General features: G+C 39.6%; 23 protein-coding genes and 2 tRNA genes. 7 read left to right on the forward strand and 18 right to left on the reverse strand.

The window, feature by feature from the left end; translation table 11 throughout:
- Positions 1-307: 307 nt before the first annotated feature.
- Positions 308-392 (reverse strand) — tRNA-Leu (locus H5119_RS17745).
- A 281-nt stretch (positions 393-673) separates the two neighbouring features.
- Here H5119_RS17745 and H5119_RS17750 point away from each other — a divergent pair.
- A complete protein-coding gene (locus tag H5119_RS17750; protein ID WP_077537068.1) occupies positions 674-1,168 on the forward strand; it encodes an RDD family protein in 495 nt (164 codons plus the stop codon).
- A 97-nt stretch (positions 1,169-1,265) separates the two neighbouring features.
- On the opposite strand, the gene lptG is transcribed toward H5119_RS17750, so the two are convergent.
- Together lptG and lptF are read right to left on the reverse strand one after the other, a co-directional pair.
- Positions 1,266-2,333 carry an LPS export ABC transporter permease LptG gene (gene lptG, locus H5119_RS17755; RefSeq protein ID WP_077537067.1) on the reverse strand — a complete coding sequence of 356 codons (1,068 nt, stop codon included), beginning with the start codon at positions 2,331-2,333 and terminating at the stop codon, positions 1,266-1,268.
- The gene (lptF, locus tag H5119_RS17760) at positions 2,330-3,442 is read right to left on the reverse strand and encodes an LPS export ABC transporter permease LptF (protein ID WP_077537066.1); all 1,113 of its coding nucleotides are present in this window, start codon (positions 3,440-3,442) and stop codon (positions 2,330-2,332) included. Before lptF ends, lptG begins: the two co-directional genes overlap by 4 nt.
- A 286-nt stretch (positions 3,443-3,728) precedes the next feature.
- Between lptF and pepA the strand changes: the two genes are divergently transcribed.
- The 3 genes from pepA to H5119_RS17775 all read left to right on the forward strand — a co-directional run bounded on the left by pepA (position 3,729) and on the right by H5119_RS17775 (position 8,760).
- On the forward strand, positions 3,729-5,240 hold the full coding sequence (gene pepA / locus H5119_RS17765; protein ID WP_182703176.1) for a leucyl aminopeptidase: 1,512 nt from the start codon (positions 3,729-3,731) through the stop codon (positions 5,238-5,240).
- A gap of 158 nt (positions 5,241-5,398) precedes the next feature.
- Complete coding sequence (locus H5119_RS17770) at positions 5,399-5,845, forward strand: DNA polymerase III subunit chi (RefSeq protein ID WP_138585454.1); 447 nt, start codon at positions 5,399-5,401, stop codon at positions 5,843-5,845.
- A 59-nt stretch (positions 5,846-5,904) separates the two neighbouring features.
- A complete protein-coding gene (locus H5119_RS17775) occupies positions 5,905-8,760 on the forward strand; it encodes a valine--tRNA ligase (protein WP_182703177.1) in 2,856 nt (951 codons plus the stop codon).
- Positions 8,761-8,872: 112 nt separating this feature from the next.
- Here H5119_RS17775 and H5119_RS17780 read toward each other — a convergent pair whose 3' ends face one another.
- Positions 8,873-10,150 (reverse strand): outer membrane protein transport protein, encoded by a 1,278-nt coding sequence (locus H5119_RS17780; protein WP_138585456.1) that lies wholly within the window; start codon positions 10,148-10,150, stop codon positions 8,873-8,875.
- Positions 10,151-10,434: 284 nt separating this feature from the next.
- Between H5119_RS17780 and H5119_RS17785 the strand changes: the two genes are divergently transcribed.
- Positions 10,435-10,758, forward strand: coding sequence for a hypothetical protein (locus H5119_RS17785; RefSeq protein ID WP_077537062.1), 324 nt, complete (start codon positions 10,435-10,437; stop codon positions 10,756-10,758).
- Here H5119_RS17785 and H5119_RS17790 read toward each other — a convergent pair.
- Both H5119_RS17790 and H5119_RS17795 read right to left on the reverse strand, forming a co-directional pair.
- Positions 10,718-11,947, reverse strand: a complete 1,230-nt coding sequence (locus tag H5119_RS17790) for an HD-GYP domain-containing protein (RefSeq protein ID WP_182703178.1) — start codon at positions 11,945-11,947, stop codon at positions 10,718-10,720. The genes H5119_RS17785 and H5119_RS17790 overlap by 41 nt on opposite strands.
- Before the next feature lie 172 nt (positions 11,948-12,119).
- Positions 12,120-12,194, reverse strand: a tRNA-Arg gene (locus H5119_RS17795).
- A 248-nt stretch (positions 12,195-12,442) separates the two neighbouring features.
- Between H5119_RS17795 and H5119_RS17800 the strand changes: the two genes are divergently transcribed.
- Positions 12,443-12,625: a helix-turn-helix domain-containing protein gene (locus tag H5119_RS17800; RefSeq protein WP_077537060.1), complete on the forward strand. Its 183-nt coding sequence runs from the start codon at positions 12,443-12,445 to the stop codon at positions 12,623-12,625.
- Here the strand turns inward: H5119_RS17800 and H5119_RS17805 are convergent.
- The 3 genes from H5119_RS17805 to H5119_RS17815 are packed head-to-tail and all read right to left on the reverse strand — an operon-like array spanning position 12,622 to position 14,340.
- On the reverse strand, positions 12,622-13,428 hold the full coding sequence (locus H5119_RS17805; RefSeq protein ID WP_182703179.1) for a phosphotransferase family protein: 807 nt from the start codon (positions 13,426-13,428) through the stop codon (positions 12,622-12,624). The two genes, H5119_RS17800 and H5119_RS17805, sit on opposite strands and share 4 nt — an antisense overlap.
- Positions 13,429-13,431: 3 nt before the next feature.
- A complete protein-coding gene (pnuC, locus tag H5119_RS17810; RefSeq protein WP_138585458.1) occupies positions 13,432-14,049 on the reverse strand; it encodes a nicotinamide riboside transporter PnuC in 618 nt (205 codons plus the stop codon).
- Positions 14,050-14,088: 39 nt separating this feature from the next.
- On the reverse strand, positions 14,089-14,340 hold the full coding sequence (locus tag H5119_RS17815) for a hypothetical protein (RefSeq protein ID WP_077537057.1): 252 nt from the start codon (positions 14,338-14,340) through the stop codon (positions 14,089-14,091).
- A gap of 271 nt (positions 14,341-14,611) precedes the next feature.
- On the opposite strand from H5119_RS17815, the gene H5119_RS17820 reads away from it, so the two are divergent.
- A complete protein-coding gene (locus tag H5119_RS17820; protein WP_077537056.1) occupies positions 14,612-14,851 on the forward strand; it encodes a DUF2960 domain-containing protein in 240 nt (79 codons plus the stop codon).
- A gap of 32 nt (positions 14,852-14,883) precedes the next feature.
- On the opposite strand, the gene alr is transcribed toward H5119_RS17820, so the two are convergent.
- From alr to rpsF, 9 genes are all read right to left on the reverse strand, one after another.
- Positions 14,884-15,963 (reverse strand): alanine racemase, encoded by a 1,080-nt coding sequence (gene alr, locus H5119_RS17825; RefSeq protein WP_077537055.1) that lies wholly within the window; start codon positions 15,961-15,963, stop codon positions 14,884-14,886.
- Positions 15,963-17,342: a replicative DNA helicase gene (gene dnaB / locus H5119_RS17830; protein WP_077537054.1), complete on the reverse strand. Its 1,380-nt coding sequence runs from the start codon at positions 17,340-17,342 to the stop codon at positions 15,963-15,965. The genes alr and dnaB overlap by 1 nt, the downstream gene beginning before the upstream one ends.
- A 112-nt stretch (positions 17,343-17,454) precedes the next feature.
- A complete protein-coding gene (locus H5119_RS17835) occupies positions 17,455-18,393 on the reverse strand; it encodes a DUF4097 family beta strand repeat-containing protein (RefSeq protein WP_182703180.1) in 939 nt (312 codons plus the stop codon).
- A gap of 9 nt (positions 18,394-18,402) precedes the next feature.
- Positions 18,403-18,885, reverse strand: coding sequence for a hypothetical protein (locus tag H5119_RS17840; protein ID WP_182703181.1), 483 nt, complete (start codon positions 18,883-18,885; stop codon positions 18,403-18,405).
- A complete protein-coding gene (locus H5119_RS17845; protein ID WP_138585463.1) occupies positions 18,872-19,420 on the reverse strand; it encodes an RNA polymerase sigma factor in 549 nt (182 codons plus the stop codon). Before H5119_RS17845 ends, H5119_RS17840 begins: the two co-directional genes overlap by 14 nt.
- Before the next feature lie 219 nt (positions 19,421-19,639).
- Positions 19,640-20,092 (reverse strand): 50S ribosomal protein L9, encoded by a 453-nt coding sequence (gene rplI / locus H5119_RS17850; RefSeq protein ID WP_138585464.1) that lies wholly within the window; start codon positions 20,090-20,092, stop codon positions 19,640-19,642.
- A 35-nt stretch (positions 20,093-20,127) separates the two neighbouring features.
- Entirely contained in the window at positions 20,128-20,355 is a 228-nt protein-coding gene (gene rpsR / locus H5119_RS17855; RefSeq protein ID WP_007378475.1) for a 30S ribosomal protein S18, read from the reverse strand.
- A gap of 12 nt (positions 20,356-20,367) precedes the next feature.
- Entirely contained in the window at positions 20,368-20,685 is a 318-nt protein-coding gene (gene priB, locus H5119_RS17860; protein ID WP_033015549.1) for a primosomal replication protein N, read from the reverse strand.
- A 44-nt stretch (positions 20,686-20,729) separates the two neighbouring features.
- Complete coding sequence (gene rpsF, locus H5119_RS17865) at positions 20,730-21,071, reverse strand: 30S ribosomal protein S6 (RefSeq protein WP_077537049.1); 342 nt, start codon at positions 21,069-21,071, stop codon at positions 20,730-20,732.
- Positions 21,072-21,546: the final 475 nt, after the last annotated feature.

Genomic DNA, 21,546 nt, shown 5'->3' on the forward strand with positions numbered 1-21,546 from the left:
ATAGGCTAGCTATTGACGCGTAAATTCGCCTTGTTTTCACTGAGAATCTCTAGCTAGAGAAAAATAAATTTAAATATCATTATGGTTCAATATGTTAGTAAATCTCTTAACCAGAGTTCAGGTTAAATACTATTATTCTATTTGAGCCCATTTAAAAGCAAAGGCTGCTAATATTTTGATGATACGATCGGGGACAATAATAAAAATGAAAATACCTATAAAAAAATCCGTTTATAGTGAGTTAAAAATAAAACCCAAATTTCAGACATAAAAAAACCCCGACCAATTTGGTCGGGGTTATAAAAAGTGGTACCAGCGGGCGGACTCGAACCGCCACTCCTTTCGGAAGGGGATTTTGAATCCCCCATGTCTACCAATTTCATCACGCTGGCATAATTTTTCTTTGAACTTCTAAGTAGTAGAAGATAAAGAAAAACCACTTTAGAGCTAAGGATTATTTATTTGCCTTCATCTCTATGCCAAGCATTATACAAACAATAAGGTTGGCAGCAAGCGTTTTATCGCATTACGACAATCAACCGCTTAACATTTGAGCAATCATTAACATTTAAAGATAAGCATACGCACAGGTGTTACTGCAACGTCTATAGATCCTAGTATTTATGAGCTTATTTGCTAAACTAGCGCGCATATTAATAGTGAGAGTGTATTTATGTCAGGTGAGTTTTCTCGTGCAAGTTTTTGGCGGCGTTTTGCGTCTTTGATTTATGACGCTTTAGTTGTAATTTCCTTATCTATGCTTACGGCTATACTTTACTTTGCGGTAATTCAAGGCTTAATTGCTTTAGACTTTATTGCTCAGACGGATGATCCTGCTGCTTTTATCCAAGACTCGCCACTGCTATACGGAATTAGAAGTGCGCTATTTGTAGGTATTAACGTTTTCTTTTTTGCATATTTTTGGACTAAAAGCGGCCAAACTATTGGAATGCGTGCATGGCGTTTAAAAGTACAAACGCTCGAAGGTAATCTTATTAGCTGGCCTCAAGCAATTGTTCGCTGCGTAAGCTCGTTGCTTGGTTTGGGTAATTTAGTCGTGTTAGTTGATTTAAAAAATAAAAAAGCATTACAAGACTACGTATCTAAAACTGAAGTTATTGCATTAACAAAAGAAGAGAACAAACGTATTTATCGAGAGCTTGATTAATCTCAACAGTGGGGTTAGACAAATATTAAAAAGCGTGACAATTTGATTTGGTCACGCTTGTTTTGTTTAGGCGAAATGCTCTGCTATATATCAAACATTAGACTCGTTTATTCATTAAGTAAGTTGCAAAACCTATAAATATGATACTTGGCAATACGGCCCCCACAAAAGCAGGAATTTGATAAACCATTACCACAGGCCCAAATATTTCATTTGTTAAATGAAATACAATACCAGTTACAACTCCCATAATGATACGAGCCCCCATGGTAACCGTGCGCAGTGGACCAAATATAAACGACAGTGCTACAAGCAACATTACAGCTATAGATATTGGCTGCATAAGCTTACGCCAAAGCGCTAGTTCATAAGTACTTGTATCTTGCTCATTCTGTTTTAAATAACCTAAATACGACCATAAACCAGAAAACGATAACGATTCAGGTTTTACCGATACAACCCCTAATTTTTCGGCGGTTAATTGTGAAGCGTAAAACTCTTCAGCAACTTGTTCCGTCGTGATCTGTTCATCCGTTATTATCACCTTGTTTATATCACGTAGTAACCAACCTTCATTTCTGCTGACCGCATTGTTAGCTTTTGTTATCTGAGTTAGGTCTAACGACTTATTAAAGTGATACATATGCACACCGTGCAGCATTCCGTTTTGGTCAACATCTTCTATATTAATGAAGTTATTACCATCTTTAGCCCATACACCTTTTTGCGCATTAAATACGTCACCACCATGAATTGCGTGATTGCGCATTTCTTTTGCATGTAACTGTGCTTCGGGAGCGCCCCACTCACCAAGCGCCATCATACAAATAGCCATAAAAACGGCGGTTTTCATCACAGATACAATAATTTGAAAGCGCGACATGCCTGCAGCTTGCATAACCACCAGCTCACTATTAGAAGCAAGAGCCCCTAGTCCTGTTAAGCCACCTATGAGTGCTGCCATCGGGAAAAAAACAACTAAATCACCAGGAATGGTATAGATGGTATAAAGCATTGCAGTCATTAAATCATAACTTCCACGCCCTACCGACTTTAACTGTTCGATGAATTTGATAAGGGTGCTAATACCAGCCAAGACCAATAAAGCAAAGCCTGTTGTTTGTAAAATACTGCGACCTAAGTACCAATCAAGCGTTTTCATCATGAACCTAGCTCCCGTTTAATTACAACAGCTTTGAGCCAAGCACCAAGCGGCCGCCCTTTGATAATTAACAGTCCGCCAATGAACAGGGCACTTAAGTGGATCCACCATAAGCCAATTGAGGGAGGAATTTTTCCATCTTCAACAGCAAACTTCCCCGCATTAAGTAAAATAAAATACCCTAAATACAAACCAATAGCCGGCACCAACTTGGCAAACTTACCTTGTCTAGGGTTCACCACACTCAGTGGTACAGCTAGCAAAGTGAGCAATGGAATAGAAAGAGGGATAGCTAGTCGCCATTGCCACTGCGCAATCGATTCGGGTGTATTGATTTTGAGTAATTGATTGGTAGGTACTGCTTCTAGTTTACGGCGTTGATGCTCTATTTCTTGCTCGCGGATTTGCACACTGTACCCGTCAAATTCAGTTAAGTTAAGCGCTGGCGTTGAGCCATCAGTTTCGTATCGTTTACCATCAGTAAGTACCAGTTGTTGCTCGCCACTTAATGCCTCGACTACAACACCTTGCTCTGCGTATACTAGGCGCGCTAAGTCGTCTTTTTCGTTATTAGGTAATTGCGCTACAAATACTTTGTTTAATTCTTTACCGCCATTTTCAATGTTGTGAATAAACACCACAGCTTTTTCGTTGCCGGTTTCTTGAAATCGCCCGGCCCTGAGCGCAGACAAACCAGCATCGGCTTTAGCTTGTTCTTTTAATTGATACTCTTGTTCACTTGCCCATGGTGCTATATACATAGTGAGTGCTGCGGCTAAAAATGCCAACCCAGCACTTGATATAAGTGTTACGCGTACAACGTACCACTCACTTACGCCGCAGGCTTTAAGTACAGTCATTTCGCTATCTGCATAAATGCGGCTGTAAGCCAAAATAATGCCTAAAAATATACTCAGCGGAAGTATTAAAGATGCTAATTGCGGTAATTTCAGAGCAATCATCGACAAGACTAATTTGGCGGGGATACTGCCCTCGGAGGCATCACCTAAAATAACAACTAACTTTTGCGACAAAAATATTGTCATTAAAGTTAAAAATACGGCGACCTGCGATTTTAAAACCTCAGCGGTCAAATAACGGAAAATTAGCAATGCTCGCCCCTGTTAAACATGAAATTTCACTACAATAGTGAGTGTTGAATCGTAAAATAGCTATTTTACGCAGTTGGTACTGGCAAATAGGCTATTATTATAAGCCATCAAAAATAATTATCCTACCTAAGTGCACGATATAATGTTGCATTAGTAGCCCTTAAGCATATAAAGTTCAATTACACAGTAAGAGTCTAGCAAAATCGGCTAATATTATAGTTATTAAACTAAAAATCTTTTTTAGCCCCTATTTAATAGCTTAATTGACTCAAAACCAGGAGTAACAATGGAATTTAGCGTAAAAAGTGGTAGCCCAGAAAAACAACGTAGCGCATGTATTGTGGTTGGCGTTTACGAGCCACGTAGGTTATCCCCCATTGGTGAACAACTCGATAAAATCAGTGATGGTTATATCTCAAATTTACTTCGCCGTGGCGATTTAGAAGGTAAACCAGGTCAAGTTTTATTATTGCATCATGTACCTAACGTATTAAGCGAGCGCATACTGCTTGTAGGCTGTGGTAAAGAGCGCGAACTTGACGACAAACAATATAAACAAATTATTTCTAAAACAATAAATACTTTAAATGATACCGGCTCGATGGAAGCGGTATGCTTTTTAACAGAGCAGCATGTTAAAGGTCGCGATACATACTGGAAAGTACGCCAAGCGGTAGAAACTACACAAGATTGTTTATATACGTTTAACCAGTTAAAAAGCAAAAAAGTAGATCCTCGCCGTCCATTACGTAAAATTGTATTTAACGTGCCAACGCGTCGCGAACTAACTATTGGTGAAAGTGCGATTGAGCATGGCTTAGCTATTGCTGCAGGTAGCAAGTTATGTAAAGACGTAGCTAACATGCCACCAAACATTTGTAATCCTGCGTATTTAGGCGAGCAAGCACAAGAGCTGGCAAGCAATTTTGACAACATTACTGTTGATCTTATAGGTGAAGAGCAAATGGCAGAACTAGGTATGAACTCATACCTAGCTGTTGGTCGTGGCAGCGTTAACGAATCAGTTATGTCAATTATTAACTATAAAGGCGCAGCCGACGATCAAGCGCCTATTGTTCTTGTTGGTAAGGGTTTAACGTTCGACTCAGGCGGTATTTCATTAAAACCTGGCGAAGGCATGGACGAAATGAAATATGACATGGGTGGCGCTGCAGGTGTTATTGGTGCAATGCGCGCATTAGCACAAATGCAATTACCTATTAATGTGATAGGTATTTTAGCGGGTTGTGAAAACATGCCTGGCCCAAATGCTTATCGTCCTGGTGATATTTTAACAACTATGTCAGGGCAAACGGTTGAAGTGTTAAACACCGATGCCGAAGGCCGTTTAGTGTTATGTGATGCGTTAACGTACGTTGAACGCTTTGACCCAGATACTGTAATTGATGTAGCAACGCTTACAGGTGCATGTATTGTAGCCCTTGGCGCGCATGCAACGGGTTTGCTGTCAAATCATAACCCTCTGGCACACGACTTATTAAAAGCCTCTGAGCAAAGTGGCGACCGTGCGTGGCAGTTACCGCTGTGGGATGATTATCAAGATCAACTAGACAGCCCATTTGCTGACTTTACTAACTTAGGTGGACGCTCTGCAGGCACTATTACTGCGGCATGTTTTTTATCTAAGTTTACTAAAAAGTACAACTGGGCGCATTTAGATGTAGCCGGTACAGCATGGAAAAGTGGTGCTAAAAAAGGTGCTACCGGCCGCCCTGTCCCTATGCTTACTCAGTATTTATTAAATAGAGCAGGTGTGAGCGAAGCCGCTCAAGATTAAAGTGAACATTTAACTTTAAAGCTGTTTATAAGGCGCCGTTTGGCGCCTTATTTATTTGTGTATTAATTGAAGCAAAACGCGTTATATGGCAAAATCTGCCTCTTAATTTATGTGTATCAACTTAGTGCGCATTTAATGTGATGGGAAACCCCGATACAATGAACATGAACGCTAAATTTTTCGTTCTAAAACAGCAAGATGAATCGTTGGCAAAGCCAGGTGATCATTTTGCATTGGCAGCACAAATTGCAGCCGAACAGTATCGAAATGGTCAACGTGTATTTATTTGTGTAGATAACAACGAGACCGCTTGTGCCATTGATGAAATAATTTGGGCATTCGATCCCGACAGTTTTGTGCCTCACAACCTGCAAGGCGAAGGCCCTAAAGGCGGCGCGCCGGTAGAAATTGGCATCACACCTCCTGTTGGTAATCGTAAAGTTTTAATTAATTTGGCTAATAACTTACCGGATTTTATCCGTCGATTTAACCAAGTTTTTGATTTTGTACCCGTAGAACCCGTTGCTAAGCAAGCTGCTCGCGAGCGCTTTAAAAAGCTGCGCCAACTCGGTGCCAATATCACCACGCAAGATATTAATAACTAAAACACCTTTAGTTAAATAGCTAACCAACTAATTTAAGTACTTATTTAAGGTTCTGTGTAATGGATAAAACCTACAATCCGCAAGATATTGAACAGTCTCTATACCAAGACTGGGAACAAAAAGGCTACTTTAAGCCATCTGGCCAAGGCACCCCATATTCAATTATGATCCCGCCGCCAAATGTCACTGGTAGCTTACACATGGGCCACGCCTTCCAAGATACAATAATGGATACCCTAACGCGTTTTAAACGTATGCAAGGTAACAACACATTATGGCAAGTAGGTACTGACCACGCAGGTATTGCAACGCAAATGTTGGTTGAGCGTAAACTGCATGCTGAAGAAGGTAAAACACGCCACGATTTGGGCCGTGAAGATTTTATTAATAAAATCTGGGAATGGAAAAAAGAATCAGGCGGCACTATCACTAAACAACTTCGTCGCCTTGGCGCATCGGTTGATTGGGATCGTGAACGTTTTACAATGGATGATGGTTTATCTGAAGCCGTTAAAGAAGTGTTTGTACGCCTCCATAAAGAAAATCTAATTTATCGAGGCAAACGCCTAGTAAACTGGGATCCTAAATTACACACTGCTATTTCTGATCTTGAAGTTGAAAACAAAGATAAACAAGGCCACATGTGGAACTTACGTTACCCACTGGCCGACGGCGTAACAACACAAGACGGTAAAGACTACATTGTAGTAGCAACAACTCGCCCAGAAACTATGCTGGGTGACTCGGGTGTTGCAGTAAACCCAGATGACGAGCGCTATACTGATTTAATCGGTAAAGACATTTTATTACCCATCGTTAATCGTCGTATTAAAATAGTTGCTGATGAACATGCCGATAAAGACAAAGGCACGGGCTGTGTAAAAATAACGCCAGCGCACGACTTTAACGATAACGAAGTAGGCAAGCGTCATCAAATGCCGATGATCAACATTTTCGATAAAGACGCGGCTATTCTTACCCAAGGTGAAACATACACCTTTGACGGTAAAGAGCTTGAGTTTGATGCACCGATTCCTGAGCGCTTACATGGGCTTGATCGTTTTGCTGCGCGAAAAGCAATTGTGGCTGAATTTGAAGAACTTGGCCTACTTGAAAAAATTGAAGATCATGGTTTAACGGTTCCTTACGGCGACCGCTCTGGTGTGGTAATTGAGCCACTACTTACTGATCAATGGTACGTACGTGTTGCACCACTTGCTGAACCTGCAAAAGACGCAGTTAAAAATGGCGATATTCAATTTGTACCTAAGCAATACGAAAACATGTACTTCTCGTGGATGAACGACGTACAAGATTGGTGTATATCACGCCAGCTTTGGTGGGGTCACCGCATCCCAGCTTGGTACGACAATGAAGGCAACGTATTTGTTGGTCGCGACGAAGCTGAAGTACGCCGTGAAAACAACATTGCAGACAGCGTAACGTTAAGCCAAGACGAAGACGTACTTGATACGTGGTTCTCATCAGCGCTTTGGACGTTCTCTACACAAGGTTGGCCAGAAAACACCGATGATTTAAAAACTTTCCACCCGTCTGACGTGTTGGTAACTGGTTTTGATATTATTTTCTTCTGGGTTGCGCGCATGATTATGATGACGCTGCACTTTGTAAAAGACGAAAATGGCAAACCACAAGTTCCGTTTAAAACCGTGTATGTAACTGGCTTAATACGTGACGACAATGGCGATAAAATGTCTAAGTCAAAAGGTAACGTACTTGACCCACTAGACATGATTGACGGCATTGAGCTTGAAGACCTAGTACAAAAACGTACTGGTAATATGATGCAGCCAAAACTTGCCGCTAAAATCGAAAAAGATACGCGTAAAGTATTTGCAGGCGGTATTGAAGCACACGGCACCGACGCCCTTCGCTTTACCCTTGCTGCAATGGCATCTACCGGTCGTGATATTAACTGGGATATGAACCGCCTTGAAGGTTACCGTAACTTCTGTAACAAATTATGGAACGCGAGCCGTTACGTATTAATGAACACAGAAGAGCAAGATTGTGGTTTTGCAAACGGTGCTCAAACAGAGCTTTCATTAGCTGACCGCTGGATTTTAGGTCAATATGAAGCAACCGTTAAAACCTACACAGAACACCTAGATAACTACCGCTTTGACTTAGCCGCTAATACGCTTTACGAATTCACTTGGAACCAGTTCTGTGATTGGTACTTAGAGCTTACTAAACCAGTATTGTTTAAAGGTTCTGAGGCACAGCAACGTGGTACACGTAATACACTTATTACCGTACTTGAAAGCTTACTGCGTTTAATGCACCCAATGATGCCATACATCACTGAAACTATTTGGCAACGTGTTGCACCACTTGCTGGCCTTGAAACAGCAGGCACCAGTATTATGGTTCAGCCGTTCCCTGTATATAATGAAGCAAGCGTTGATGCTAAAGCGATGGAAGACTTAGAATGGGTTAAACAATTCATTTTAGCTATTCGTAATATTCGCGGTGAAATGGATATTAGTCCAAGTAAACCACTTAGCGTATTACTTGCTAATGCATCAAGCGACGACGTGCGCCGTATTGAAGAAAACAAATCATTTTTAGCATCACTTGCAAAAATTGAAGAGTTTACAATGCTTGAAAATAAAGATGATGCACCAGCATGTGCCACGTCTTATGTTGGCAACCTTGAAATTATGATCCCAATGGCTGGCTTAATTGACGTAGAAGCCGAGCTTTCGCGTATTAATAAGCAACTCGAAAAAGCCGAAAAAGGCCTAGCACAAGTGCAAAACAAACTCGCTAACGAAAAGTTTGTAAACAACGCACCTGAAGCAGTGCTTGCTAAAGAAAATGCAAAACTGGCTGAGTTTAGCGATGCTAAAACTAAGCTACTTGAGCAAAAAACTAAAATAGAAAGTTTATAAACTTTCATAAAATGCCTATTAACATCATTTAATAGGCATTAAAAAAGCCGCTCACTTTAATGAAGTGAGCGGCTTTTTTGTGCCCTGTGATTAACCACAAGACACTTCTACATTAAAATTTGTAGTTGTACTGAGCACCAATTAGCACTGCATGACCTTTTGATTCAAAAGACCACTCAGAACCCAGCTTATCTTCTTCAGTGAAGTTTTGTGTTTTACCACGAAGTACGCTCACACCTAAATCGACATTTGAATTTTTATCGATTGTGTAATTACCACCAAACGAGAACCAAAAACGATCAGTATCTGGAATCGAGATTGATAAGTGTGTTTGTGATACAGGCGACTCATCAAATGCAACACCTGCACGTAGTAATATATTTTCATTCAACTGATAGTCTGAGCCAATTGAATAACGCATTGAATCAGAAAAATCTTCTGTTTTTTCAAATGCACTAAACTTATTACCTGTTGGTGATGTTACTTGTGCTTCTAATGAATCAAAGCTGCTCCAGCCTGTCCATAATACACTGTAGTGAAGGCCTAATTTGTCATCAAGTTGGTGTGAACCAGAGAACTCAGCGATTGCAGGTAGTGTAATTTCAACAGAGCCAGGTAGTACTAACTTTCCATCTAAGCCACCAGGGATAAATGCTGAAGGAAGCTCATTAGAGTAATCGCCTTCAAAAGTAATATCTGTTTCTGTACGGTAGTTAAAACCAAAACGGCTATTTTCATCTAATTGATACATTAAGCCAATATTTAAACCGTAGCCCACATCATCACCTTCAAGATTTACAGCATCAGCTGAAGCAGGGATCGGTAATGGAGAAGCACCAAACTTACGAATAATTTTTGCTTCAGCGTAAACGGCGTTTAAGCCAACACCAAAACTAAACTGTTCACTTACTTTGTAAGCAACGCTGGCATTCATGTTAACAGTTAAAATTTCAGTTTCACCTGCAATTTGGCCTGCTGCATAATCGTTATCAAATTCAGTCGCTAGACCAAAATTAGAAAAAACACCAAAACCAACAGATACTTTATCGTTAACTGGCATCGTAAAGTAACCTGCAGGAACAATCGCACTTGGCACAATGCTATCTTCATCTAATACACTGGCTTGTAAACCGTTGTTTGTACCAGTTCCTTCAAGGCTTACATCAGGGATAACCCCAATCGCTGCAACACTGAATTGCTTGTTTTTGAATAATGTCATTAGCGCTGGGTTACGAGCAACTACAGACGCATCATCTGCAATAGAGGCTTCACCTGCATATGCGCGCCCTAGACCTGATGCATTATGTTCTGCAAGTTGGAATGCGGCAGCAAATGTATCTGCCGAAACAAATGCCAGCGATGCTGCAATTAAAGTTTTAGTAAATTTCATTGTTGTGTCCTTAACCAAACGAACTGTTTGGGTAGCTATGTGTGTTGTTATTAAGATTTAAAACCCGAGTACACTACCTTAATTTTTTGTAAAAAACCCTAGTAACACGTCACAAAACATCAAAAAACATGATTTTTAACGACATTATAACAACTTATTAAAACTCATCGGATGAGAAATGTGCTATTAGAGTATAAGCTCTAAATGTAACTAATTATCATTTAGATTGACTTGAAATCTATTGCAATTTACACTCCTTTAAAAATCGCAAAGGAAATAAAATCGTGATCATTTCACTCATTATAGGTGGCCTTATTTTTTGCGGTGTAAGTGTGTTTTGTTTTTATAAAGCAAATTACTGTGCCTGCACGCGTGCAGGTCAATGTGATAATCCGGTAAATCATTATTGGGTAGGCGCTATGTTTAGCGCATTAATTTCTCTTGCACTATGCTGCTTAGCGTTACATGTAGAATGGGGAACTTTATTGTGGTTAATACTTATGGGAAGCTGTTTCTTAGGCGCATTTATTTCAAGTAAACAATATCAATATAAGCAATGTAAAAAGACTACTCAAGCAAGTGCTCTTTTAACAAACGAGATAAGTTAATTTTATAGTCTAATGGTTTAACACTGGCTAAAATTTTAAGATCTTGAGTGTTATCACTTAAATCAATATCTTTAGGGGTAACATGATGATTATGCTTTGCATTGTAGAACAGTTTTACTTTCGGCTTAATTGGATTCGATTTATTACCCTCTAACACCAACGCCAATCGTTCATTTGTAAGCTTCACAATAGTACCCACTGGATGCACCCCTAAGCACTTAATAAAGTGCTGCACTAATTCGGCATCAAACATCTGCTTGTTAGCCAGCAGATAACGCAGAGCATTAATAGGTTCATCCCCGTCTTGATGATGTCGATCGGCAGTCATTGCATCATACACATCGACAATCGCCATAATACGCGCAGGGCGACTTAGGTTTTCAGCTTTAATAGCACGAGGATAACCAGACCCATCTAAACGCTCATGGTGATTTATTATCATATCAAGCATCAGTGGCGTTATTCCTTTAACTCCCTTAACTAAACCTAAGCTTTGCGAAACATGCTTTTTAATTACTGTAAGCTCATTTTTTGTAACTGGAGTTGGTTTTGAAAATATACCTTGAGGTAATTTAGCATGACCCAAATCGTGCAATAATGCCCCCATTGCAAATTCTTGCACTAACGACTCTTCATACCCTAAATACTTTGCAAATACAGCCGTAAAAATAGCGCAGTTGATCATGTGTCGCCAGTTGTAGCTATGCTTATCTTTAATACGTGTAAGAATCGTCATAGCATTTGGATTACGAAAAACTGAGGCGACTATTTCTGTTACTATTTCATCGAGCATATTCAAGTTAAGTGTTAAACCTGAAGTTAAATCCCCATACAAAGCTTGTAGCTTTCTATTATGTTGATCGTAATTAACACTTGCCTTGGCAAACTCTTGTTTTACGGTTACGCCCGACTGTAAATTATCAGCCTCCTCTGCCTCTTTCGCCTTTTTACTTTCAACAACTTTAGGCTCTACTTTCGGCTTGTACTTAACAGGTATTGCTGCATCGCCTTTTTCAAAGTCGATAATGAGCTCTAAGACCCCTTCAGCCACCAAGCGATCAATAATAGAGCGACTTCGTACTAATCCACTTGTCTTAATTTTTATGCTATCAATCCCTTCATTTTGCTTTGCAACACTATCAACATACATGCCGGGAGTAATCTCTGATATGGGTAAGGTGATCAGCATAAAAGTGGGGGTTTCTAAATTTAAGGAATATGCACCTTAAATATCATTATTTAACCCTAAAAGTCTACTCTTTGAGTTATTCTCAATAACATATGACTAAAAAGGATTATTAATATGACGAGTATTTTAAATAAGATCTTGGAAATATAATTGGCAAGGGATACAAAGCAAATGGCGCTCTCGGTAGGGATCGAACCTACAACTCAGCCTCCGGAGGGCCACGTGATATCCATTTCACCACGAGAGCACATTTGTTGCCGCCACACCAACTCGCGATATCAGTGCTTTAGCATGCATAATGATAAAGATATCTTCCGCTAAATACTAGTGCATTTAACTTTAATGCTCATAAATCAAACTATTATAAATAAAATACTTAATAAAGAGGCAAAAACGCGCTATTTTATTATAATATTATAAAAAAACAGTAACGACTTAGTAACAAATTCACTATGATATACAACTAGGTTCTAAAATTAAGACGAGGAAGTAATTATGAGTTTAATGTCAACTGAGCAAGTTGCAGAGTTTTTGGGTGTAAAAGTAGAGCGAGTAAAACGCCTTACTCGAGAAAGTTTATTAATTGCTAAATCACAAGATGAAGACGGTGAACCGCAATTTGACGCAAACGAAGTTGCGAAATATAAAGAATTAGCAGCACGTTTTGGCGGTCTTTAAGACACCATAAGTGTTGTTATTTTATTTAGCTGCGCGCGTAACTCAACTGACTTGTTTTTTATAGCGCGCTGCTCATACCATCCTATGCACAACACTAAATACAATAACTTATAGCAATTAAGCTTATCGATAGATTGAGTGAATTTATTTTTCCTCGCGGTGCAATTTTCGTAATCTGCTAATAACGCACGTTCATTCTGCTCACTTAAATTAAAACTAATGGCAAGTGATGCCAGATCGAAATATACATCGTTAGTTTTTGCGTATTCAAAATCAATTAAATACATGCCAGAAGCATTTACAATAATGTTATCTTTTACTAAGTCGTTATGACAAAAGCCTTCATCAAATTGCATGGCTGCAACTGCTTTAAGTGCCTGCTCTATTTGAGGTTTATATTGCGTATATACATCACTGCTTTGATAAAAATGAAGCTCTTTAGCTATATCAATTGGCGCGGTAGACACATTGTAGTTATGCACTTGAGCAAGTTTATTAATAAAGCTAAGCGTTATACCCGATTGCGATGTATTACCTTCAATATAATTAAATACCGCACGGCTATTCTTTTTATCGAGCCAAACAGGCGCAGGACATATATTAAACTCACTTAAAAAACGCTGTGCTTCAAGCCCTATGGCTGGCCAATGGCTTTTATAACACTTTAATAAATACCCTTGTTGCTTGGTACGTATTAAAAAATTATCGTTGCTAAAGCCATTCAGCAATCGATCACTTGAAATAACGCTTGCAGGCTCTATAAACGCACTACACATTTTTACTAATTGATGATGCTCAATCATTGATTAAAGCTGTGCTAGAGGCTTAGCTTGGCTTTGTTCGTACTCTTCGTACCAAGTTTTAAAGCCCCACGCTGCCATAATGGTATAAAATATAAAGAGTGCTAGCGTTGGGTAATAGCCTTTCTCGTAATATAAATACATAGAAGCGGCATCTATTACAATCCAGTACAGCCAGTTTTCTAGCACTTTTTTAGCCACTAAGTAAGTAGTAACTACTGCAAAACACGTTGTAAAACTATCAAGATAGGCAAAGTCGGCATGAGTATAGTTTTGCATTATGTAGCCAATTACAATTGCGGCCACGGTTGTTGAGCTAATTAGAACAGCATGGCGATTTATCGACCATGATGTAATATTTAGATTTTCGGCTTTGCCTCTTCGCCACACAATCCAGCCAAATACAGCCATATACATATAGTAGAAATTAAGTAGCGACTCCATTAATAGCGCGCCATTCCAGTACATAATAGTATAAATAAGTGTGCTAAAAAATGCAGCCGGCCAGCACCACAGGCTTTCTTTTATTGCCAGTAGTAAATAGGCTATCGATAGCCCTACCGCAATATATTCCCAGTGCGACATTGCTGTAAAACCACTTAAGGTTTGTGTTAAAAAATCCATAGTGTGCAGTTACCGTTTAATTGTGCCATTTGTTATAAATTATTCAGGCGATAAATCGCCAGAAAGAAACTTGCATACAAAAATAGCTTTACCAAACTCTTCATACGAGCGCTTAATTTCGGTGCTAAGTACTTGCATTACTAAATCGTAATCACCAAAAATTTGAGTCGAGAGTGTATTTGTGATCACTTTTAAATCATCATATTCGTTTAATCGGTCAATAAAGCCTTTAATAAACGGAATGTAATCTTGATGGAGTGGGTATTTGCTGATCTCTACTGATAATTTCATTTTTGACTCTTTATTTTAATTACCAATTGCATTAAATTAGTGGTCTATTATAGCGATAAGAAAATAGCACAATAACAAGGCTAAAATTATGATACATAGTTGTTCTATATAAATAATTTTTAACGTCGTTAGTGAGTTATTTAATTCGCTAGAATGATCATGTTTTTAATAAAATTGGTATTATTACCGATTACAACACGTCATTCAATGCTAGAGCCGCTATTAAATACAGTGTAAAATCGCTGCAACACTCAATTGAAATGAGCTTAATATGGCACGTAGAATAACCTATAAATTTAAAAACGAACCGCGCGAAATTAATTTCGCTAAAGATAAATACCATGACATGTATGAAGCAATTGCTGCTGCCGAAGGTATTGATCTGACTAGTTACTTGAGCATGGTACAGCAAATAGAAATGACCTCAAAAGGGTCTGCTTCTGTGCGTAACTTTCGCGACCAAGAATTTGCCCGTATGGGCTTTAGCGATATTTACTTTATAAAGGAGTAAATATCGTAATACAACTAACTTAGTTAGCTGTATTAACGCTGATACTCATAACTTACGCGCGGTGTAATATTACATAATAGCTCGTAAGGGATAGTATCAGCGCACATTGCTATTTCTTCTACCGGTAGCTCTGGGCCCCACATAGTGACTCTGTCGCCTACTTTAATATTGTGCTCATTAGCACCTATATCTACGCTAATCATGTCCATAGCTACACTACCCACAATGCCATAACGTTGCTTACCTATTATAACTGGCGTGCCCTCTTTAGCATGCCGTGGATAACCATCACCATAGCCCATAGCAACAACGGCTAACTTGGTTGGTTTATCGCTTTTCCAACGACCCCCATACCCTACCGCCTCATTAGCAGGCACATTTCGTACTGCAATTACGCGCGTAGTTAAGCGCATAACTGGTTTTAATTTGTGTTGTTGCCCAATGCTATTTGCCATTGGCGATACACCATAGAGCATAAGCCCTGGACGTACCCAATCACCATGACCGCTTGGCCATGCAATAATACCAGCAGAATTTGATAAACAATGCGCTTGGTTAATGCCACTCACTAAGTTATCAAATAACGTGATTTGTTGAACCGTTTTAGCATTATCAACATCATCAGCACACGAAAAGTGGGTCATTAAATTAACCGTATTTTTAGCGTTAGGTGTTTTTTGTAAGCGGTTATAAAACGCTTCAAACTGCTCTGGCGCAATACCTAGTCGATGCATACCTGTATTTACTTTTAACCAGCATGTTATTGGCGCATCGAGCTTTGCTTTTTCAAGCGCGGCTAATTGGTATTCATCATGAATAATAGTTTGAAAGTTATTAGCGAGTAAAATAGGTAAGTCAGCTTTGTTAAAAAAGCCTTCGAGTAAAACTATTGGCTTTGTTAAGCCCCCAGCTCGAAGGGCAAGCCCTTCATCAATACGCGCCACAGCAAATGCGTCAGCATTATTTAAATGCTGCGCAATCGTTACTAAACCATGCCCATAAGCGTTTGCTTTTAGCACCGCCATTACTTTGCTGTTAGGTGCAAAACACTTAACTTGCGCTAAATTATGCGCAAGTGCAGCTAAATTAATTTCAGCAGTGGCTAAGCGCATTAGTAATCGTCATCTACCGCTGGTCCCGCATAGTTATCAAAGCGAGAAAATTGACCTTGGAATGTTAAACGTACTTTACCAATTGGCCCGTTACGTTGTTTACCTATGATAATTTCAGCAATACCTTTATCGGTACTGTCTTCGTTATAAACTTCATCGCGGTAAATAAACATGATTAAATCGGCATCCTGCTCTATCGACCCCGACTCACGTAAATCTGAGTTAATTGGGCGTTTATCGGCACGTTGCTCTAGCGTTCGGTTAAGCTGCGAAAGCGCAACAACAGGACATTTTAGCTCTTTTGCTAATGCTTTAAGTGAACGCGAAATTTCGGCAATTTCGAGCGTTCGATTATCAGCAAGACTTGGTACACGCATTAGCTGCAAGTAATCGACCATGATCATACTAATGCCGCCGTGGTCGCGGGCAATACGCCTTGCACGAGAGCGAACATCGGTAGGTGTTAAGCCCGACGCATCATCAACATACATTTTGCCTTTTTCCATCAACAAACCCATGGTTGATGAAAGCCGCGCCCAATCGTCATCATCTAATTGACCTGTACGTACTTTAGTTTGGTTAATACGGCCAAGAGACGCTAACATCCTCATCATAATTTGTTCTGACGGCATCTCTAGCGAGTAAATTAGCACAGGTTTGTCTTGAGTCATTGCAGCATGTTCCGCAAGGTTCATCGCAAAGGTGGTTTTACCCATTGAAGGACGCGCTGCAACGATAATTAAATCGGATGGCTGTAAGCCCGTCGTCATTTTATCAAGATCGGCATACCCTGTACTTACACCCGTAACACCATCCTGTGGAGATTGATAAAGCTCTTCTATTTTATCAACGGTTTTTTCAAGGATGTTATGAATACTTTGTGGGCCTTCCGTACTTTTTGTACGTTGCTCGGCAATTTTAAATACTTTGCTTTCAGCAAAATCAAGTAAGTCGTGACTAGTACGCCCTTCTGTATTAAAACCCGCCTCTGCAATTTCGTTCGCTACGCCAATCATTTCACGTACAACAGCCCGTTCGCGTACAATACTTGCGTAAGCGTCAATGTTAGCAGCACTTGGCGTATTTTTAGCAATTTCGGCTAAATAAGCAAAGCCACCAATGCCTGCCAGTTTATTATTTTTTTCTAAACTTTCAGAAATAGTGATTAAATCTATCGGATCGCCAATTTCAGCAAGTGCCGTCATCGCCTCAAAAATTAACTTGTGCGTGCGTGTATAAAAATCCTGTGATACAACAAGCTCAGCTACGCGATCAAAAGCTTGATTATCAAGCATTAAGCCACCTAAAACAGATTGTTCAGCTTCTATTGAATGGGGAGGAACTTTAAGAGTGTCGACTTGCTTATCTGGTTTGGCCATAACTTCACGGTACTAAAATTGAATGGCTCTATTCTATCGACTTGCAGGGGCTGTGCAAATAGAAAAGCAGGAAATCTTTTCCTGCTTTTTGTAATCGAGAAAGGAATAAGTGTTATTTCTTTCTAAGTTCGATTCGTCCGCTAATCGTATCCATTTCAACGTTAGCATTACCACCATTAATGCTAAATTCTAAATCGCTAGCAGGCCCATATTTAGCTTTTTGAACTTTATCACCGCTAAGCTCATTTATTATTTTGCCATTGGCATGAGCTTCAATTTCAAACTTAGCCGATATATCAGCAGGGAAGAAAAATTCCGCGTCGCCACTTACCGACTCAAAACGAACATCGCCCCCCTTTAAAAGATCTTTAATGCGCACTTCAGCTTCACCATTTACGGTATTAATACGTAAATTTTTAATACTCGATAGAGTAAATTTTATATCGCCATTTACGTTTTCAAGACGTACATCAGTTGCAATTGAGTTTGATTTAATATCGCCATTTACAGCGCTAAAACGTAATTCTCCGCTTGACTGTTTATCATTAATTTCGCCATTTACAGTTTCAAATTGAATATTACCATTGAGGTTTTGTGCGTTTACATCACCATTAACACTAGTGAGTTTAATATTACCGACTAAATCGCTTGCTGTTATTTCACCATTAACTACATCAACCTCAACGCCGTTGTGCAGCTCTTTTGCAGTTACAGATACATTTACACCAGCAAACTCAAGCGCGCTGCTTTTTGGCATAAAAATAGTCAGTTTTGAACCACCGTCATTGTTATCCCAACTTGTTGTATGCGGTATTTTTACAATAAACTGAGTTTTGTTGCCACTCGTTTTAAGCTCATACCCCTGTGCTTTATCATCAAGCACGCCAGATACTTTAAATTCGTTTTTATCCCAACCAGTTATACTTATATCACCACGTTGGTTTTCAATAAAAATAAGACCTTTATTTGGCACCTCCATTTGCTTATCTATTTTTTCACCGGCAAATGCTACAAGTGGTAATAAGCTCAATCCTAATAAAATCGCTTTCATGTTATTCTCCTAAATATGCTGCCAATGTGGTGCATGCACTTTGTTTATTAAACTAAGTTGTTGTTGATATATTTGCGCTAACATTGTTAGTAGCGCTCGATTTTGTGGTTCATTTTCAAGCGCTTCCTTTATTGCCTGCTCTGCTTCTTCTAGTTCTTGCAATTGCGCCTGCCAATTGGTGGTTAGTGCCTCTTGGTTTTTATATTGCACAAGTAAGCTTTGCTTTTGCTGTGTAAAATAATCACTCATCACCATGACTGGCTGTGGCTCTGAGTTCATAACAAACATGTTTAGTGCTACTAACCCAGCAATCAAACATGCAGCTATTGCTGTTAGCTTTGGCCAAACTCTAGTATTTTTTTGTATAGATTTGTTATTAACAATCGCTCGCTCAACCCCCGTCCACAAGTTTTTGGGAGGCACGATATCTTTATCAAGGGCGTTTAATGAATTGTTTAAATAGTCGTCAAAATTTGGTTTATTCATTTTCATACCACTCTTGTAATAACTGCCTAGCTCGATGATATTGCGATTTACTTGAACCAACGGCCATGCCTAATTGTTCGGCTATCTCTTCGTGCCTATAACCTTCAATTGCAAACAACACAAATACCATACGTGCTCGCTCAGGAAGCCTTACTATTAACTTATCGAGACCATTTAAGCCTTTGCAGTCGTTAGCCGAGCGTTCATCCATACCGCTGTGCTCAATACTTACTACTTTTTGTAACCAGTTTTTTTGCTTGCGTAAATAATTAATCGCCACGTTACTGGCAACACTGTAAAGCCAAGTAGAAAACTGCGAGCGCCCGTCAAACTGCGCTATTTTGTGCCATACCTGTACAAACACTTCTTGAGCTGCATCTTCAGCATGTGCTTCATCGGCCAATAAACGCAAACATAAACCGTATACGCGTTTTATATGCAGCTCATAAATAGTAGCGTATGCCACTTGGTCACCCGACTTAACACGCTCAATGAGTGTAGTTTCGCATAAAGGCGTTTGTTCGGGTTTAACGTGTAACATCCGTGATGTCGCCTTTTAATTATTATTATTGAGTTAGTGTATTGATAAGTTAGACGTAATAACAGCTCGAAAAGGTTTAAAGGGAATGAAAAAATAATTGAAGTAAAATGAGATTTGTAGATGGTTTTATTGAACTGTGCCCTTAACTAATGAAGTTAGCCAAATTACAGACACAAAAAAGCCGTGCTAATAGCACGGCTTTTATCGCTTAATTAAAAATTAAGCTTCAGCAATTACGATTACTTTAATAGTAGCCGTTACGTCTGAGTGAACTGAAATTGATACGTCAAATTCACCAGTGTCACGGATAGTGCCTAAAGGTAAACGAACTTCTGACTTAGCAACTTCAACACCAACAGCTGAGATAGCGTCAGCGATGTCACGAGTACCGATTGAACCGAATAACTTACCTTCGTCACCAGCTTTAGATACTAATGTAACTTCTGCTAATGCTTCTAGTTTTTCAGCGCGTGCTTGTGCAGCAACTAACTGGTCAGCGATTTTCGCTTCAAGTTCTGCACGACGAGCGTCAAACGTTTCAATGTTAGCTTTAGTCGCAGGAACTGCCTTACCTTGTGGGAAAAGGAAGTTACGTGCGAAACCAGATTTAACTACAACCTGTTCACCTAGGCTACCTAGGTTAGCGATCTTATCTAGTAGAATAACTTGCATGTTTCTACACCTTTTAAAAACTGTTAATCCGCTGCTTACTTATGTAAGTCAGTGTATGGAAGAAGGGCTAAGTAGCGAGCACGCTTAATAGCAGTTGCTAGCTGGCGCTGAAATTTAGCGCTAGTACCTGTGATACGGCTAGGTACGATTTTGCCACTTTCTGTAACATAGTTTCTAAGAGTAGCTAGATCTTTGTAATCGATTTGTTTTACGCCTTCCGCTTTAAAGCGGCAGAACTTACGACGTCTGAAATAACGTGCCATGAGATTAATTCCTCAAATAATTCTTTCTATATGCTGAGCATGCAAAACCAATTGGCTAAGGCCGTTACGACCTTCGTGGCGATTTAAAAAACCACTCACTTGCAATGCCTGCCCAACGTGCAAATGTTGAGTCTGTTGTTGCATTTGCTTTCCACTGGCAACTACCTGAAGCCTAACGTAACTATTACGGTTAAGGTCTGCTTCGGTTTGCATTGATTTATGTTCTACAACAAAAATACAATGCGGGATGCCAGCAGGGCTTTGGCTAAACTTGGGAGTTTTACAAACTACCCCAGATATAACCAGCTGATTCATAAAAGGGCTAACCATTTATATTTACCGCCAGTTAAACGCCATGCTAGGACTCAAAACAATTAAGCAGCTGGTGCTTCTTTCTTCTCTTCTCTTGCAAGAGGAGACGCTTCAGTTACAGCAGTTTTAGTGCGGATAACTAAGTTACGAAGCACTGCATCGTTGTAGCGGAAAGTAGTTTCTAGCTCGCTGATTACTTCAGTAGGTGCTTCAACGTTCATAAGAACATAATGAGCTTTATGAAGCTTGTTAATTGGGTAAGCCAATTGACGACGGCCCCAATCTTCAAGACGGTGAATAACACCATTTGCTTCAGTGATAGAACCAGTATAACGTTCGATCATACCAGCAACTTGCTCACTCTGATCTGGGTGAACCATGAATACGATTTCGTAATGACGCATGGATATTCCTTACGGTTAATAGAGCCTTCTACCGTTTCGGCCGGTCGGTTTAAGGCAAGGAATTAATAGTTTAAAAGCCGAAATGAGCGCGCATTTTACGCTTAGTCGGATAATTAAGCAAGTAGGTTTTTAACGCTTTAATAGATAAGTTTGTAAAGGTAATTATTACGAGCTTCGCTCGTCGCGCCAGCAAGCTGTACGCCTACAGTAAAAGTTAAGCACAGAGTGTAATATTTCTTGTAGACGCCGAGCTTACTCGCGTGAAAAGCGATAGCTTTCAATATATTAACCCATACCAAAGCACGGGTTTTACTCGTCGCGCCAGCAAGCTGTACGCCTACAGTAAAAGTTAATACCAATTCCAATAAATAGCTGATCTATTTTACTTGCTAAAACAACCCATTTCTTTGTTGTAAATTTCGCAAAGGGAACAACCATTTACATCAATTTACGCCTAGAACTGAATTATTTTTTC

This window comes from Pseudoalteromonas sp. SG45-5, assembly GCF_014164085.1.
Taxonomy (GTDB): Bacteria; Pseudomonadota; Gammaproteobacteria; order Enterobacterales; family Alteromonadaceae; genus Pseudoalteromonas; species Pseudoalteromonas aliena.